This is a genomic window from Streptomyces sp. NPDC006691, assembly GCF_042869955.1.
Lineage (GTDB): Bacteria > Actinomycetota > Actinomycetes > Streptomycetales > Streptomycetaceae > Streptomyces.
This window is the reverse complement of sequence record NZ_JBIAGW010000012.1, coordinates 134,453-148,442: the sequence shown is the minus strand read 5'-3', so window position 1 is coordinate 148,442 and position 13,990 is coordinate 134,453. Positions and strand designations below refer to the sequence as shown.

17 protein-coding genes are annotated in these 13,990 nt (G+C 70.8%); 5 read left to right on the top strand and 12 right to left on the bottom strand.

The window, feature by feature from the left end; all coding sequences use genetic code 11:
* Nucleotides 1–147: 147 nt before the first annotated feature.
* On the top strand, nucleotides 148–633 hold the full coding sequence (locus ACFYNP_RS25180) for an SRPBCC domain-containing protein (protein WP_388788375.1): 486 nt from the start codon (nucleotides 148–150) through the stop codon (nucleotides 631–633).
* A gap of 105 nt (nucleotides 634–738) precedes the next feature.
* Nucleotides 739–1,059 carry an SCO0607 family lipoprotein gene (locus ACFYNP_RS25175; protein ID WP_388788373.1) on the top strand — a complete coding sequence of 107 codons (321 nt, stop codon included), beginning with the start codon at nucleotides 739–741 and terminating at the stop codon, nucleotides 1,057–1,059.
* Between the two features lie 200 nt (nucleotides 1,060–1,259).
* Here the strand turns inward: ACFYNP_RS25175 and ACFYNP_RS25170 are convergent, their stop codons facing one another.
* The gene (locus tag ACFYNP_RS25170; RefSeq protein ID WP_388788370.1) at nucleotides 1,260–2,180 is read right to left on the bottom strand and encodes an NAD(P)-dependent oxidoreductase; all 921 of its coding nucleotides are present in this window, start codon (nucleotides 2,178–2,180) and stop codon (nucleotides 1,260–1,262) included.
* A gap of 84 nt (nucleotides 2,181–2,264) precedes the next feature.
* On the opposite strand from ACFYNP_RS25170, the gene ACFYNP_RS25165 reads away from it, so the two are divergent.
* The gene (locus ACFYNP_RS25165) at nucleotides 2,265–2,633 is read left to right on the top strand and encodes a winged helix-turn-helix transcriptional regulator (RefSeq protein ID WP_388788367.1); all 369 of its coding nucleotides are present in this window, start codon (nucleotides 2,265–2,267) and stop codon (nucleotides 2,631–2,633) included.
* Nucleotides 2,634–2,738: 105 nt separating this feature from the next.
* On the opposite strand, the gene ACFYNP_RS25160 is transcribed toward ACFYNP_RS25165, so the two are convergent.
* The 4 genes from ACFYNP_RS25160 to ACFYNP_RS25145 form a co-directional block, all read right to left on the bottom strand.
* Complete coding sequence (locus ACFYNP_RS25160; protein ID WP_388788364.1) at nucleotides 2,739–3,260, bottom strand: SRPBCC family protein; 522 nt, start codon at nucleotides 3,258–3,260, stop codon at nucleotides 2,739–2,741.
* Between the two features lie 83 nt (nucleotides 3,261–3,343).
* Nucleotides 3,344–3,658 (bottom strand): FeoC-like transcriptional regulator, encoded by a 315-nt coding sequence (locus ACFYNP_RS25155; protein WP_388788362.1) that lies wholly within the window; start codon nucleotides 3,656–3,658, stop codon nucleotides 3,344–3,346.
* Nucleotides 3,655–5,928, bottom strand: a complete 2,274-nt coding sequence (gene feoB / locus ACFYNP_RS25150; protein ID WP_388788359.1) for a ferrous iron transport protein B — start codon at nucleotides 5,926–5,928, stop codon at nucleotides 3,655–3,657. The genes ACFYNP_RS25155 and feoB overlap by 4 nt, the downstream gene beginning before the upstream one ends.
* Complete coding sequence (locus tag ACFYNP_RS25145) at nucleotides 5,921–6,148, bottom strand: ferrous iron transport protein A (protein WP_388788356.1); 228 nt, start codon at nucleotides 6,146–6,148, stop codon at nucleotides 5,921–5,923. The genes feoB and ACFYNP_RS25145 overlap by 8 nt, the downstream gene beginning before the upstream one ends.
* A gap of 261 nt (nucleotides 6,149–6,409) precedes the next feature.
* Between ACFYNP_RS25145 and ACFYNP_RS25140 the strand changes: the two genes are divergently transcribed.
* Nucleotides 6,410–7,531 carry an ABC transporter substrate-binding protein gene (locus ACFYNP_RS25140; protein ID WP_388788353.1) on the top strand — a complete coding sequence of 374 codons (1,122 nt, stop codon included), beginning with the start codon at nucleotides 6,410–6,412 and terminating at the stop codon, nucleotides 7,529–7,531.
* A 71-nt stretch (nucleotides 7,532–7,602) separates the two neighbouring features.
* Here ACFYNP_RS25140 and ACFYNP_RS25135 read toward each other — a convergent pair whose 3' ends face one another.
* Both ACFYNP_RS25135 and ACFYNP_RS25130 read right to left on the bottom strand, forming a co-directional pair.
* The gene (locus tag ACFYNP_RS25135; protein WP_388788350.1) at nucleotides 7,603–8,049 is read right to left on the bottom strand and encodes an STAS domain-containing protein; all 447 of its coding nucleotides are present in this window, start codon (nucleotides 8,047–8,049) and stop codon (nucleotides 7,603–7,605) included.
* A 203-nt stretch (nucleotides 8,050–8,252) separates the two neighbouring features.
* Nucleotides 8,253–8,825, bottom strand: a complete 573-nt coding sequence (locus ACFYNP_RS25130; RefSeq protein ID WP_388408881.1) for a TetR/AcrR family transcriptional regulator — start codon at nucleotides 8,823–8,825, stop codon at nucleotides 8,253–8,255.
* A gap of 175 nt (nucleotides 8,826–9,000) precedes the next feature.
* Between ACFYNP_RS25130 and ACFYNP_RS25125 the strand changes: the two genes are divergently transcribed.
* Nucleotides 9,001–9,714, top strand: coding sequence for an SDR family oxidoreductase (locus ACFYNP_RS25125; protein WP_388788347.1), 714 nt, complete (start codon nucleotides 9,001–9,003; stop codon nucleotides 9,712–9,714).
* A gap of 169 nt (nucleotides 9,715–9,883) precedes the next feature.
* On the opposite strand, the gene ACFYNP_RS25120 is transcribed toward ACFYNP_RS25125, so the two are convergent.
* The 5 genes from ACFYNP_RS25120 to ACFYNP_RS25100 all read right to left on the bottom strand — a co-directional run bounded on the left by ACFYNP_RS25120 (nucleotide 9,884) and on the right by ACFYNP_RS25100 (nucleotide 13,877).
* On the bottom strand, nucleotides 9,884–10,432 hold the full coding sequence (locus ACFYNP_RS25120; RefSeq protein ID WP_388788573.1) for a DUF1062 domain-containing protein: 549 nt from the start codon (nucleotides 10,430–10,432) through the stop codon (nucleotides 9,884–9,886).
* Nucleotides 10,433–10,715: 283 nt separating this feature from the next.
* Nucleotides 10,716–11,453 carry a glycosyltransferase gene (locus ACFYNP_RS25115; protein ID WP_388788345.1) on the bottom strand — a complete coding sequence of 246 codons (738 nt, stop codon included), beginning with the start codon at nucleotides 11,451–11,453 and terminating at the stop codon, nucleotides 10,716–10,718.
* Complete coding sequence (locus ACFYNP_RS25110) at nucleotides 11,450–12,067, bottom strand: class I SAM-dependent DNA methyltransferase (protein WP_388408874.1); 618 nt, start codon at nucleotides 12,065–12,067, stop codon at nucleotides 11,450–11,452. The genes ACFYNP_RS25115 and ACFYNP_RS25110 overlap by 4 nt, the downstream gene beginning before the upstream one ends.
* Nucleotides 12,064–12,831, bottom strand: a complete 768-nt coding sequence (locus ACFYNP_RS25105; RefSeq protein ID WP_388788341.1) for a PIG-L deacetylase family protein — start codon at nucleotides 12,829–12,831, stop codon at nucleotides 12,064–12,066. Before ACFYNP_RS25105 ends, ACFYNP_RS25110 begins: the two co-directional genes overlap by 4 nt.
* A complete protein-coding gene (locus tag ACFYNP_RS25100) occupies nucleotides 12,828–13,877 on the bottom strand; it encodes an acyl-CoA dehydrogenase (RefSeq protein ID WP_388788339.1) in 1,050 nt (349 codons plus the stop codon). Before ACFYNP_RS25100 ends, ACFYNP_RS25105 begins: the two co-directional genes overlap by 4 nt.
* Nucleotides 13,878–13,990: the final 113 nt, after the last annotated feature.

Genomic DNA, 13,990 nt, shown 5'->3' with positions numbered 1-13,990 from the left:
CGGCCGGGCCAACCGGACCGCGAGGCCGGGGAGTTCGGTTCTGGCGGCGTCGTCGTGCCGAGGTATCGAGTTGCGCAGCGGCCGTCGGTTATCGTTCCGGCGACGCCGAACCCCCCCTTGTGCCGCACCGAAACTGGAGCAACGGACATGACCAGCAACTCCGAGTCGCCGATCCGCATCGAACGCAGCTACCCGGTACCGCCCGAGCGGGTGTGGGAGCTCTGGACGACGGCGTCCGGCATCGAGCGGTGGTGGGCACCGGACGGCTTCACCGTCCGCGTCGAGACCCTCGACCTTCGGCCCGGCGGCGACCTCGTCTACACGATGACCGCGACCGGACCGGAACAGGTCGACTTCATGCGCGCGGCGGGCATGCCGCTGGAGACGAGGTCGCGGAAGACGTTCACCGAGGTCACCCCGGCGGTACGGCTCTGCTACTCGTCGCTGGTGGACTTCGTGCCCGACGTCGGCCCCTACGAGTTCCCGACCGAGGTAGTCCTGCGCCCGAGGGCCGATGGTGTCGAGGTGACCATGACGATCCAGCCGCTGCATTCGGAGGAGTGGACCGGGCGCCTGGTCGCCGGCCGGGAGAACGAGATGGACAATCTGGCGAAGGCTCTGAAGGACGGCTGAACCGGGCCGACCGGGACGTGCCGTGATCGGGTCGCCGCATTCTGGGCAGGGTCGGTACAAGCGACTACTCACTGGGAGGTCACCGTGCGCCAGTCCCGTCGTTCGATGCGCGCAGCCAGGGCTTCGTCCGGCCCCCGTCGCCTCCGGAGGCTGTCCGCCTGGGCGACCGGTGCGGCGGCCGGGTTCCTCCTCGTCACCGGATGCTCGACGCAGGACGCGATCTGCGGGGGCGACGAGTACCCCGTGCTGAACGTGGGCTCCGCGGGCCGGGCCTGCGTGGACAAGAAGCAGGAGCCTCCCCAGGGCTACGTCCGTTTTCCCCAGGGCAAGGTGCCGGAACACGTGGATGACAAGTGGGACAAGTACTGGCGCACCCATACCGTCGACAGGAGCGGGACGATCACGGAGGTCTCACCCCAGTCGTGACCAGATCGACGCCGGGCATGGGCATCGGCACTGGCTTGGGCACCCGCTTGTGCTTCGGCATCGGTACTGGCTTCGGCACCCGCTCGGGCTTCGGCACCGACCCTGGCAGTGGCACCCGCCTGGGCGTCGGCACCGGTGTCGGCCGCCGCCAATCCCCGGTGCCGACATGGCGACCGTCGCGCTGAGTCGTAGGACCCGGCTCAGCGCCGCGCGCGGATGCCGTCGATGATGCGGGTCCAGTTGTCGCCCCCGTGGCCGTTCTCGATGGCGTGCCGGTAGTGGGCCCGCACGGCCAGCGGCAGCGCGAGGTCGAGGCCGAGTGAGGTGCTGGTCTCGACGATGTGGTCCGCGGTCGCGCCCATCATGGTGACGGTGCTGAGATCGCCCGGGTGCTCTCCCGCGTCGAGCGCGGCGCCGGGGACACTCTCGCCCGCCCGCACGATCGCGCCGATCTCGTCGGTGGACGCGAGCAGCTCCGGCAGCGCCTCCGCGGCCTTCATCCCCGCGCTGCCGAGCATGGCCGTCGCGTGCATCAGCGCGGACAACGCCGAGAGGAAAACGGTGAGTTGGGCTTGGTACATCATCTGGGCGAGCCCCGGATCCTCACCCAGATATCTCGGGGCCCCGAGCAGCGTCAGCTCCGCGCGGTGGGCCTCCAGCGCCTTGTCCTGCCCGCTGAAGTAGAGATGGGACGCCTCCGTGCCGACCAGCGGCGCGGGGACCATGACACCACCGGTGAGGAAGCCGGCGCCGTGGCCCGCGGCCCAGGCAGCCGCCTCGCGCGTGCGGTCGGGAGTGTCGGAACTCAGATTGACCAGCGTCCGGTCGGCCAGAGAGGCGGCGGCGCCGTCGAGGATGTCGTACATGGCCTGGTAGTCGGTGAGGCTGAGGATGACGAGGTCACTCGCTTCGACGGCCTCGGCGGGTGTGGCGGCCAAGGTCGCGCCTTCGGCGACGACATCGGCGGCCCGGGCGGCAGTGCGGTTCCAGACGGTGACCGGGTGACCGGCGCCCAGGAAGGTGCGGGTCATCGCCTGGCCCATCGGGCCGAGTCCGATCACCGTGACAGGGCGGTGCGCGTCGGCGGTGTGGTGGGTGGTGCGGTGCTGGCGTCCGTTCATGTCCTCATGATCGAAGAGTGCGGATAGTCTCGTAAGTACGCACTCTTTTCTGCGGTACTTACCTCTTAGTAAGGGGGACTTGGGATGGCGAGAGGTCCGAGGAGCGGGCCGTACATCTGTGGCATCGACGCCGCGCTGGATGTGGTGAGCGGCAAGTGGAAGGGGCTGATCCTGTGGGAGCTCAACACCCATGCCGTACGCCGCTTCGCCCAGCTCAGGCGCGGTCTGCCGGGTGTGAGCGAGAAGATGCTGGCACAGCACCTGCGGGAGATGGAGGCGGACGGCCTCGTGCACCGGAAGGTGTACGCCGAGGTGCCACCGAAGGTGGAGTACTCGCTCACCGAGCACGGTCACACCCTCAACCGGGCCCTCGCACCCCTCGGCGACTGGGGCACGGAGCGCATGCGCCGGGAACACTCCGAGAGGGTCGACATGACCGACACCCATGACTGACGGGCGCTCGGACCCACCACCCGGTCTGTCCGCGCCCTGGGGGCAAGAGATGGGAACGGGCCCAGGCGTTCAGAGGTTCGCCCGGTCGCCCGAGGGCTGCGTTGGTCAACTCCCCTGAGCAGGCTCCCGGTTCGCCTCAAGCTCCCGCTTCAGGTTCCGCAGGGTCGCGTTGATGTTGCGGTCCTGGAAAGCCGCGAAAGTACTGCCCGACGTGGCGACGCGGTCGAACACACCGGCCACGAAGTCGGGCCACGCCCTGCGGTCGTCGATCCACGTTTCCGTGACGCGCGTGCCGCTGTCGACCGGCTCGAAGCGGTATTCCCAGGTGGCGATGGGCCCGCGCAGACGTGGCTGCCTGATGCCGATCGCGTGGACGCGGAACGCGAACCGGCTGCCGGGATCGGCCGCGGTGACCGTGCACCGGGTCACCCAACGGAACAACCCGCGCTTGTTGCGGCCGACGAACGTCGTACCCAGCGCGGCGGAGCCGTCGCCGCCCTCCGTGGTCGTGCCCTGGTTCTCCGGGCTCCAGCGGCCCATGTCCGCGGGACGGCTCACCGCCTCGTACGCGTCCTCAGGTGTCACGCGGATGACGATGCTCCTGCTCACCGTGAATACCCGAGTCATGGCGGACCTCTCATCAGCACGCGCGAAGCTACTGTCCGGTAGGGATTGTGGCACGCCGCGTCCGGTCGGGTGAGGCCGGGGCTTCAGGGCCGGCCGGTGCTGCTCGGGCCTCCGGCCGAAGCGTCGGGACGGCGGGGCCGCAGGGCCACGAGGAGCGGCGCCGGCCGGCCCCCGCCGGTGCCACAGCCGCTGTTCGCGATGGGGCAGCCGCCGCACCCCGATGGGGGGCAGCCGCCGCCGATCTCCTCACGGGTCAGACGTCCCTTGCGGACCCAGTACTCCGCCATCGCTTCGACTTCGCTCCGGCTGAGCCCCATGGACCGGGCCACGGCGTCGAGGCCCGCCCCGGTGCGGGCCGCGCTCTCGATCCGGGCGAGCACCTCGCGCAGCAGGCTCATGCGATCAGGCTCCCCACCTGGAAGACGAGCACGGCCAGGGCCCAGGCGACCGCGAGCTGGAGGAAGAAGCTCACAGCGGTCAACTTGGCGCCGATTTCGGTGCGTTGAGCGGCGATGGTGGTCATGCAGGGGGTGTAGGCCAGCAGGAAGACCATGAAGGCGAGCACGGCCGGGAGGGTGTGTCCGCCGGAGGCGTGTTCGAAGGTGGCCCGCAACTCCGTTCCCAGTGTGCCTGGTTGGGCCCCACCGCCCGCTTCCGGGGTCTGGTAGGTCTGCGCCATGGTGGAGATGACCGCCTCTTTGGCCACGAAGCCCGTGACCAGGGTCGCGGACGCGTGCCACTCGCCGAAGCCGGCCCAGGTGAAGACCGGCGTGATGAAGCGGGCCAGCGCACCGAAGAGGCTCTGAGCCACGGAGACGCCCCCGAAGCCGCCCCTGCCGCCACCCGCGGGCACCGAGGAGAGCAGCCATACGGCCGTGACGGTGACCACGACGACGCCACCGGCGGTCCGCAGGAACCCCGCGAGCTTCTGCCATGTTTGGAGGACGACTCCCCGCAGGGCCGGCATCCGGTAGGGCGGCAGCTCCAGGATCAGCGGCTCCCGCACGCTGTCGCGGAACAGTACGTGGCGCAGGGCCAGTCCCATGACGACGACGAGCACGATGGAAAGCACGTACATCAGGAACACCACGGTGCCCGCGTCGCTGCCGAAGAAGACACCGGCCAGCAGGACGTAGACCGTCAGCCGGGCACTGCACGTGACGAAGGGGATCACCATGCCGAGCAGCAGCCGATGCTGACGGTCGCTCAGAACGCGACTCGCCGAGAGGGCGGGCACATTGCAGCCGAAGCCCACGATCAGCGGGAGGAAGGCCTGGCCCGGGAGCCCGAGCACCCGCATGAGCCGGTCGGCCACGAACGCGGCACGTGCGAAGTAGCCGGAGTCCTCCAGGAGTGCGAGCAGGACGTACATGATCGCCATCAGCGGTACGAACGACAGGAGTTGACCGACGCCGCCGACCAAGCCGTCGACGACCAGGCCGGGCAGCCAGCCGCCCTGATCCGGGTCGCCCACCAGGCCGACGGCCAGCGAGGTCACCGGGCCGGAGAAGAAGTCCTGGAGACCGTCCTGGAGCGGCTTGGCGAAGGTCGTGGTCGCCTGGAATATCGCCCACATCACGCCGAGGAAGAGGGGGAGCCCCGCCCAACGCGAGGTCAGGACCCGATCGACACGGTCGGTCCAGGTGGCGCGGCTCTCCGCCGGACAGCGCACGGCGGCGGTATGCACGCGATGCGCCCACAGATAGCGCCCTTCGGCGAGCAGGAGCTCCGCGTCCTCGTGGGGAGACGCGCCGGGTGAGGGCTGCGAGGGCGGGGACTCCGGATGCGGGAACCCCTGGCGGGTCGAGAGCCTCTGGTCCGGACTCTCCGGACTCTCCGGGCTCTGGGCCCGCGCGTCCGGTGATCCGTGGTCGGCGGCCAGGGCGCGGGCCCTGGCCACCGTCGCTTCGCGCAGCGCGCCCCCGACACGCGGCGCCTCGTCCCCGCTCAGCAGGGAGACCGCCGTCCAGCGAGCAGGGTGGCGTGCCGCGAGCTCCGGCTCCTCCGAGCTGATGTGACCGGCCAGGCCGCGTACGGCGTCCTCCACCGCCGCTCCGAGATCCGCGGCGGGACAGGGACGGGGCTCGGCAAGAGCGTGCCGTACAGCGGTGGCCAGAGCGTCCAGGCCCTTGCGCTGGCGCGGCAGGACCGGCACCACGGGTGCGTCGACCGCTTCGGCCAGCGCCTGCGGATCGACCTCGATGCCCCGGGCCGCCGCCGTGTCCGTCATGGTGAGCGCCACGATCAGAGGGACGCCGGTGTCCTTGACTTGGGCCAGCAGATACAGATTGCGGGCCAGGTTGGCGGCGTCGAGCGTGATCACGGCCAGTTGAGGACGGCCTTGTGCCGCCCGGTCCACGAGCAGATCGCGGGTCAGCGCCTCGTCGGGCGACCGCGGCACCAGGCTGTAGGTGCCCGGCAGATCGACGAGGGCGACGGGAGGGGCGCCCTCACCGCCGGCACGCCAGCTGCCCCATGCGACTTCGACCGTCTTGCCCGGCCAGTTCCCCACCCGCTGCCGGGCGCCGGTGAGCGCGTTGAACAGAGTCGACTTGCCCGTGTTCGGATTACCGACCAGTGCGACCCGAGCCGTGCCCGGCTCGGATGACATCGCCGAAGTGCCGTCCGCGCAGCAGGAGTTGGGCACCTTCTTGGCACTGTCAAGCACGGATGGCCTCCACCTGCAGACCGGCTGCCGTGGCGCTGTCGAGAGCGGTACGGGCGTCGCCGTGCGCGACCAGCAGCCCGCCGGTGGCGCCACGCCCCACCACACGCAGGGTCGCGCCCGGCACGAAGCCGAGTTCGAGCAGTCGGAGGCGGCACCGTGGATCCGTCTCCACGCGAAGCAGCGCCAACGACGGTCCGACGGGACTCTCCAGCAGGGTCATCTCCGGTGTCCTTCTCTCGTACGGCAGTCCAGAGGCGGACTCGATAGCGAGCTTAGGTTCGCCTAAGTTGCCCTTGTGCCTCTATCGGGCTTCTTGGTGGTTACTTGACCATATGAAGGCTTAAGTCCCTTTCGTTCGGGACCAATGCGTGCCGGTCCGGCGACGGACGCCTCTGAACCGTGCGGCAGGATGGGTGGGCGAACGGCCAGAACCAGCACACCGAGTGACCGCACACCACACCGTCGTACGGGGGAGCAGCGCATGCATACGCGGGCAACGGCACCGGCACCGCACGAAGCGAATCGGCTCGACGGGCCGGCGGTTCGGCTCGGCGCACTCGTTCCGCTGACCCGGCCAGGCTGGGTCGAAGCGGGTCAACACCTGCTCGCGGGGCTGGAGTTGGGGGTGCGGGAGGTCAATGAGGGCGGCGGGATCGGTGGCCGGCCCGTTGAGCTGGTGGTCCGCGACACCGCAGCCGACCCCCGCAGGGCCGAGACGGCCGTGGAGGAGCTGGCGGCCATGGGCGTGGCAGCGCTGGTGGGGGAGTACCACAGCGTCGTCGCCCGTGCCGCCGCTGCCCGGGCCGACGCCCTGGGCGTGCCGTTCCTGTGCTCTTCGGCGGTTCTTGACGCGCTCACCGAGCAGCCCACGCGCTGGGTGGCGCGCCTCGCCCCGGCACAGTCCCACGGCTGGCGGACCTACGCGGACTTCCTCCTCACCGCCGGTCACCGGCGCATAGCCGTGGCGGCGGAGCCGACCGTCTACTGGCGGTCCGGGACCCGCGTTCTGCGCGACCACCTCGCCCCACGCGGCGCCACCGTCGTCGACCTGGACATGCGCGAGCTCGGCCCCACGGAGCTGTGCGACGAACTCGTCGCCCAACAGGCCACCGCCGTACTCCTGTTGGTCGGCCACCCGGAACCCGCCGTGCCGATCGTCGAGGCCGTGCGCCAGGACCCGCGCCTCAAGGAGATCTTGATCGGCGCTCCGGCCGGGCAGCCGGAGTTCGCCGAATGGGCCGCGCTGCTCGGCGAGGACGGCGCAGGAGTTCCGTTCCTGCGCTATCTGCCCGAGCGGCTCGACCCCCTCGGCCTTCGCGTTGGGGCAGCCCTGCGCGAGGCCCTGAGCGAAGCGCCCTCGTTCGTCGCCTTCGAGGGGTACGACGCGATCGCCGTCCTCGTCGACGTGCTGCGCTCCCACGGCACCGACCGGGCGCGCATCGCCGAAGCCTGGTCGCACGTCGCGGTCGAGGGCACCCGGGGGGCGATCCGCTTCTCCCGCACGCCGGGGATCGGCGTGTGGCAGTGGGTCTGGCCGCCCGTTCAGGTCGTCGACCGCGACCCGTCACGGCCCGACCGCTTCCGGGTCCTCCACACCGCCTGAACTTCCCCGCGTCCGACAGGCAGGAGTACCTGCTGCTGCGACTCGCCGACCAGCGGAACCGCGGAGCTGCCTCAAGTCGAGCTGATCGCCGCCGCTTCCAGCTTCCGCTGTCGGACGACCGCGGACGGGGCGTCGGCGGGGGAGGTGAGCGGACCCAGCGTGCGGGTCAGGGCGAGGAGTCGGGTGACGGCGGCACCGGCGTTGCGCACGACGAGGGTCTTGCCCTGGCCGATCGCGCAACGGTGCCCGTGGAGAAGGGCGTTGAGGCCGGTGCAGTCGCAGAACGGCACCCTGCCCAGGTCCACGTCGACACCGGCGGGGGAGCGGCGGAGCGCGTTGGTGAGCGCGTGCTGGAGCTGAGGGGCGGTGTCGAGGTCGATCTCACCGGCGACCACCACGGTCACCCGGCCCCCGCGCGCGTACGACGTGATGTGGAGTTCGGACGGAGGCTCGCCCACGGCTCGCCGTGAAGGTGCCGCGCCCGCGCCCGGGTGCGATGGCTGTATCTGGCTCGACATGACAACCGCTCCCCAGGGTCTCGCCGGCTCGTCCGTCTTCCGCTCTCAGGTTCCGCTTCGCCGCTGTACCCGTCAAGGGATACACGAAACCAAGTTCATCTATGGGGAGGCGGGAGGCCCGCGCGGCGGCGCCGCACGACACCCTCATGCCGGCACGCCGCACGCCACCCTCACGGCAGGCGCCGCACGGCGCCGCGCGGCACTCAGGGAAGCGTCTTCAAGCCGTCCAGGTTGAGGTCGAGGAGACGTTCGGCCCGGCGGCGGTGCTCGGGACCCGCCGAGGTCAGGGCGATGCCTTCGAGGGCGGCGGCGACGTCGGCGGCGCTGATGTCGGCGCGGATCGAGCCCGCCGCCACGCACGCGTCCATCAGTGCGGCGATGGCGTCGTGGATCATGTCACGGCTGTGGCCGTACGGGTTGCTTCCCGTCGCGGCGATGCCGCGCAGGGCGTCGATCATGCCGTACTTGGCGCTCACGTAGTCCAGGAACAGACGGGTCCAGTCGCGCAGTGCCTCGATGGGCGGCCGGGACGCGAGCAACTCGGGTACCGAGTCGCAGAGTTGGGCCACCTCGTTGCGGTAGACCGCCTCGATCAGGGCCTCCCGCGTGGGGAAGTTGCGATAGAGGGTGGCGCTGCCCACCCCCGCGTCCTTGGCGATGCGCTCCATGTGGGCGTCCAGGCCCTCGGCGGAGAAGGCGCGCATCGCCGCGGAGAGGATCCTGTCCCTGTTGCGTCGGGCATCGGCCCGCAATGGGCGCTCGGCGCTGCCGGTCATATGTGCTCACCCTTCCCCTCTGCTTGCTAAACGGAGGCTACCCCACTTAGTCTCGAACAAGTGGTGGCGCCCCCACTTGTTCCGCAGGTCCTGGGCTGACCTGCGTATATCCCTCTCGGGAAGGCTATTGATCGTGTCTGCTGTTGAGGACAATCCAGGTGTCGAAGGCAAAGTCGTGGCGATCACAGGCGCCAGCAGTGGCATAGGCGAGGCGACGGCGGTCCATCTCGCCGGGAAGGGGGCCCGGCTCGTGCTCGGAGCCCGACGCGAGGATCGGCTGAAGGGGGTGGTGGACCGGATCGCGGCCCGGGGCGGGGAGGCCGTGGGAGTCGTCATGGATGTGACGAAGCGCGAGGATCTCCGACGGTTGACCGACACGGCGGTCGAGCGGTTCGGCCGGCTCGACGTGCTGGTCTCCAACGCCGGCACGATGGCGGTGTCCCCGTTCGACGAGCTGCGCCAGGACGACTGGGATGCCATGGTGGCCACACACATCACGGGCCTGCTGAACGGCATCGGCGCAGCACTCCCCGTCTTCCGGCGCCAGCGGTCCGGCCACTTCGTCAACATCGCATCCACCGCCGCCTACGTCGTCAAGTCCCCCCAGGCCGTCTACGCGGCGACCAAGACGGCGGTGAAGGTGCTGACCGAGGGGCTGCGCCAGGAATCCGGACCCGACCTGCGCGTCACGCTCGTCTCCCCGGGATTCACCCACACGGAAGGCGTGGGGAAGGGGGCAAGCCCCGAAGTGGCGGCCGCGTTCATCCGGCAACGGGACGCGATGGCCATCCCGCCCTCCGCCATCGCGTCCGCGATCGGTTACGCGATCGAGCAGCCCGCCGGTGTCGACGTCAGCGAGATCGTCGTCCGGCCGACTGCCCAGGCCTGAGATCCGCACCGAGGGAAGGCCCACGCCACGGGGCGCACGCCAAGAGGCGCGTGGTGGTTGGCCTGAAGGTGGTCTGCCCGGCCGATCGTGCCGGGCAGACCACTCGGGCCCGATTCAGGGCCCCGGCCATTTCGTCCATGGGCCCCGGTATCGCTGGACCCTGGGGGAGTCAGCGCTTGAGCGTGAAGGTGAAGTCGCCGGAGATCCTGCTGCCCAGCCGGACCGCCGAGATGAGCCTTCCCTCCTCCGCCAAACGCGCTACCTCCGCCCAGGACAGGCCGCATCCCTCAGCGACAAGTCGTTCCGGACGCACGGGAATGCGGGCCGCGAAACGGACCGAGACGTCGATCACCTCGCGGTCCAGGTGATCCGATCCACCGGTGTCGAGACGCCAGGCGCCGGTCCAGTCCAGAGCGACGCGGTTGCGCCGCTGCACCCCGGGATTCCGGAGCAGCACGGCGGTGAGACCAGGGTCGTTGGCGTGCAGCAGGTCCAGCAGCTCGGGTCGTACGGAGCGCACGTTCACCCGTTCCAGGAGCGTGAGCTTCGCGGTGTCCCCGCAGCCCGTACAGAGCACGAGGAGCCATGCGTCGATCACCTTGTGGTTGGCGTTGACACGAAATCTTTCGCTTGCCCGGAATCGGTCGGACGCGCACGCGTGACAACGCCGGCGAACGAGTGGCAGACAGGTGGGTGCGACCACCCAGTTGTTGAGCAGCACAGAAGTACACCGGTTTCAGTGAGAAGTCCGCAGCAAAAATGAGCACGTCGCGGGAGCGCGACGCGCGACAGGTCAGCGGTGGGGAGGTCTCACACGGTGTACAACGGGACGTCCTTGCCTGGGGGACTCGGTTGGGCAGCAAGGTAGTGGGCTGTGGGGGTGCCGTTCCACTGGTTTTCGCGGACGGCTCGGCTAGGCCCGCCCGGCAGCCTTCGGCTACGCGTGGCGCAGCGGCAGGATCTGGGGTGGCGGGTGCAACTCCCGCCTCGGCGGAGCCCGTTCACGCGGGTTCTTGTGCGGCCAGCCGGGCGAGGTAGTCGCCGAATCCGCCGCGAGCGCGTGGGTGGAGCCGGCCCGAGGTGGTCACGGCACAGTCGGGGGTGCGCAGGATGCGGTGGCCCGTCCGCTGGAGTGAGCGCACCAGGGCATGGTCCTCGCCCACCCCTACGGGAGGGAAGCCCCCGGCCTCGATGTACGCGCGAGCGGTCAGGCCCAGGTTGGCGCCGTGTACGTGGGGGTGGTGCCAAGGGTCTCCTCCCGGAGGGCGGGAGGCCTCGTACAGGTGCTGGTGGAGTACGGCCAGCCGGCGCGAGTCCAGGGCCGGGCGGTCCAGGACGACCGTACCGACGACGGCCTCCCAGCCCTGTGCCGCGCGGGACAGCTGGAAGTCGAGCCAGTGCTCGGGTACCACGCTGTCGGCGTCGGTGGAGGCGATCCACACGTCGTCGCGGCCCAGAACGGCCAGGGCCCTACGTGCCGCCGCCGCGCGCGCGGCCCCCGCACTGCGGGCGTCGACGTCGACGGTCAGGGCGCCCGCCTGCCGGGCCACCTCGGAGGTGGCGTCGGTGCAGCTGTCGGCGGCGACCACGATGACGACCCGGCTCCCTGCGACCCCCGGATGCCCGGCGGCGGTACGGACGGCCGCGAGGCATGCCGGAAGCAGCCGCTCCTCGTTGTGTGCCGGGATGATGACCGCGACCGATGCCGGTCCCCGGGCGGGTCTGTGACGGGGCGTCATACGAGCCCCTCGTCGGCGGCGGGGGACGCGGGAGGGGAACCGTCGGGGTTCTCGCGGCCGAAGGTCTGGAGCACGAAATCGTCCTCGCGATGGTCGGCCAGGAGCACGAGACCGGGTACGGAGGCGAGGACACCGGCCAACTCGTCCCCGGTCCACAGGTGTTCCGGGACGGGGTGGTTCCAGTGCACGGTGACCAGGGTCCCGCCGGGTTCGAGTGCGGACGTGGTGCGCCGCAGGACGTCGTCGAGGGTGTCCCGGTCGAAGTAGTAGAGCACTTCTGACAGCACGATGAGGTCGAAGGACCCGGGCGGCCACTCCTGGGGCAGGGTGAGTTGACGTACCGTCACCTGAGGCAGGTGCGAGGTGCGGGCGACGGCCGTCGCGACGGCCGACTCGACCCGGTCGCAGGCCAGTAGCTCGTCACAGCGTTCGGCCAGGCGAAGAGTCAACTCCCCTACGGAGCAGGCGGGTTCGAGGGCACGCCGATAGCGCCGGCGTGGCAGGGAGGCCACCGTGAGGTCGTACTTGCGCCGCTCGTACCACCGTTCGGCGAGGTGCCACGGGTCGGCGGACTCGCGGTACATGCCCTCGAAGTACGACGACGGGGTACTCATTGAAAGACCACCTCCTGCTCCCTCACATGGTGGGCGATCTCCTCCGGCGGGAGGATCGCGGCGTCCTCGGGGTCCGGCCCCAGAGGCCTGATCTGGCTGACGTACCGCGCGATCGCGGCACGTTTCCGGGACTGGACGTCCCCGGGCAACGTGATGCGCGAGGCCGAATGCCAGGGCACCTCGGGCGCATCCGGCCGCGCCCAGTGCCACATCCAGACGGGGTAGAGCCAGCAGGGGATCGCCGTCTTCCGGGCTGCCACGAGCGCCGCCCGGCCCGCGGCCTCGTGGTCGCCGTGCAGATCGCCCGTCCAGGGCGCCACTACGAGGTCCGCGCCGGTGACCAGCGGGAGCAGACGCGCGACAACGCGGTCCTCATACGCCCCGACCTGAGTGTCGGGGATGCCCCAACGGGCCACCCGGGCAGGGGAGATGCCCAGTTCCGTCAGTGCCGCCCGTGTCTCTTCGGCCCGTATCCGTACGAGTTCCTCACGGGTGACGGTCCTGCTGTGGGGATGGGATGCCTCGCCGTCCGTCAGGATCACCACCGTCACATCGACGGCCGATCCGGCGAGCAGGGCGAGCGAACCACCGAAGCCGAGCACCTCGTCGTCCGGGTGGGCGGCCACGACGACGACCCGGCCCGAGCGGGGCAGGGTCGCCTCGGGCAGCCGGTCCCAGCCGGACCACGCCCGCCACACACTCTCGTCGGTACCGGGCGCCTGGATGGCGTTGTCGAAGTGTTCCGCCGCGGGGGAAGCGCTCATGGCCGCGGCTCCGGACGCGCGAGGAGCGCGCCGAGCTCGGCCAGATTGCGCTCGGCGTGGTGCTGACGGATGTACACGGACAGGTCGGCCGCGTTGCGTGCGTGCCGGGGGTCGTGGCAGAGGGGGCCCGCACCCGTCGCCCGGCCCACATGGGTCAGAACGTGGGCGCAGACCGACTCGACGAACGCGCGCACGCGGAGGCTGCGCACGCGCGCCGTGCCCGCCACGTCCGCGGGATCCTGGTCGATCTCCGTGCCCGCCTGCTCCAACACGGCCCAGGCCGCGTGGAGTTGAACGTCGACCATTCCCAGATGCGCGTCGGTGTGCGGGTCGGCACGGCGTTGGGCGGCCTCCCGCAAGGTACGGGCGACGGCCACCGCGCCGCCGTACCAGCAGGCCGCCACGCCGATGCCGCCGTGCTGGAAGCCGGGCCGAGCGAGGTAACCGCCGACGGGTCCCACGGGAACGGCCGGCACTCCGGTCAGGCGGACATCGGGTGTGTCGCTGCCGGCCATCCCGAGCGCCTGCCACGTGCCGGGGACGGGGCGGTACCCCGCAGCGCCGGTCTCCACGGCGAACAGCCGCTTTCCCTCGGCGGTCTCGGCGGTGACCAGGGCATGGGTGCAACTGTGGGCGCCCGAGCAGTACTGCTTGAGCCCGCTGATCTCCCATCCGGCCCGGGTCCTCGTGGCCCTGAGCCCTTCGCCGGGCGGCTCGGCCGCCCACACGCCCCATCGCTGGCCCGGGGCCGGTGGCGGGGCACCGAGTTCGGCGAGGATGGCGGTCGCGTCCACGTGGCCCTCGACGAGGCGAGCGGCGCACAGGTCCCGCTCCGCCACATCCCGCAGGGCCGCGAACCGCCGCACGGTCCGGCCGGCGCCCGGCAGGGGGAATTCGGTCTTTCCCGCGCCGATCTCCTCGACCGTCAGGGCGAAGACACGTGCGGCTTCGTGGCGGGCCGAGTCGAGGCGTGGTCCATCGGCGCCGTCCTCGCACGGCTCCGCGGGGGAACTGGGCGCGGCTGAGGGCGACAGGCCACCAGGCATCGGCGCGTACCTCCTGAGTAGCGGTTCTTTCCTACTGTGCGGCAAACCGACGGGCCCCGCACGAGACGGCCCGACCATGCGACGGGCCCCGCACGACGGCCCGCCCCTGCGGC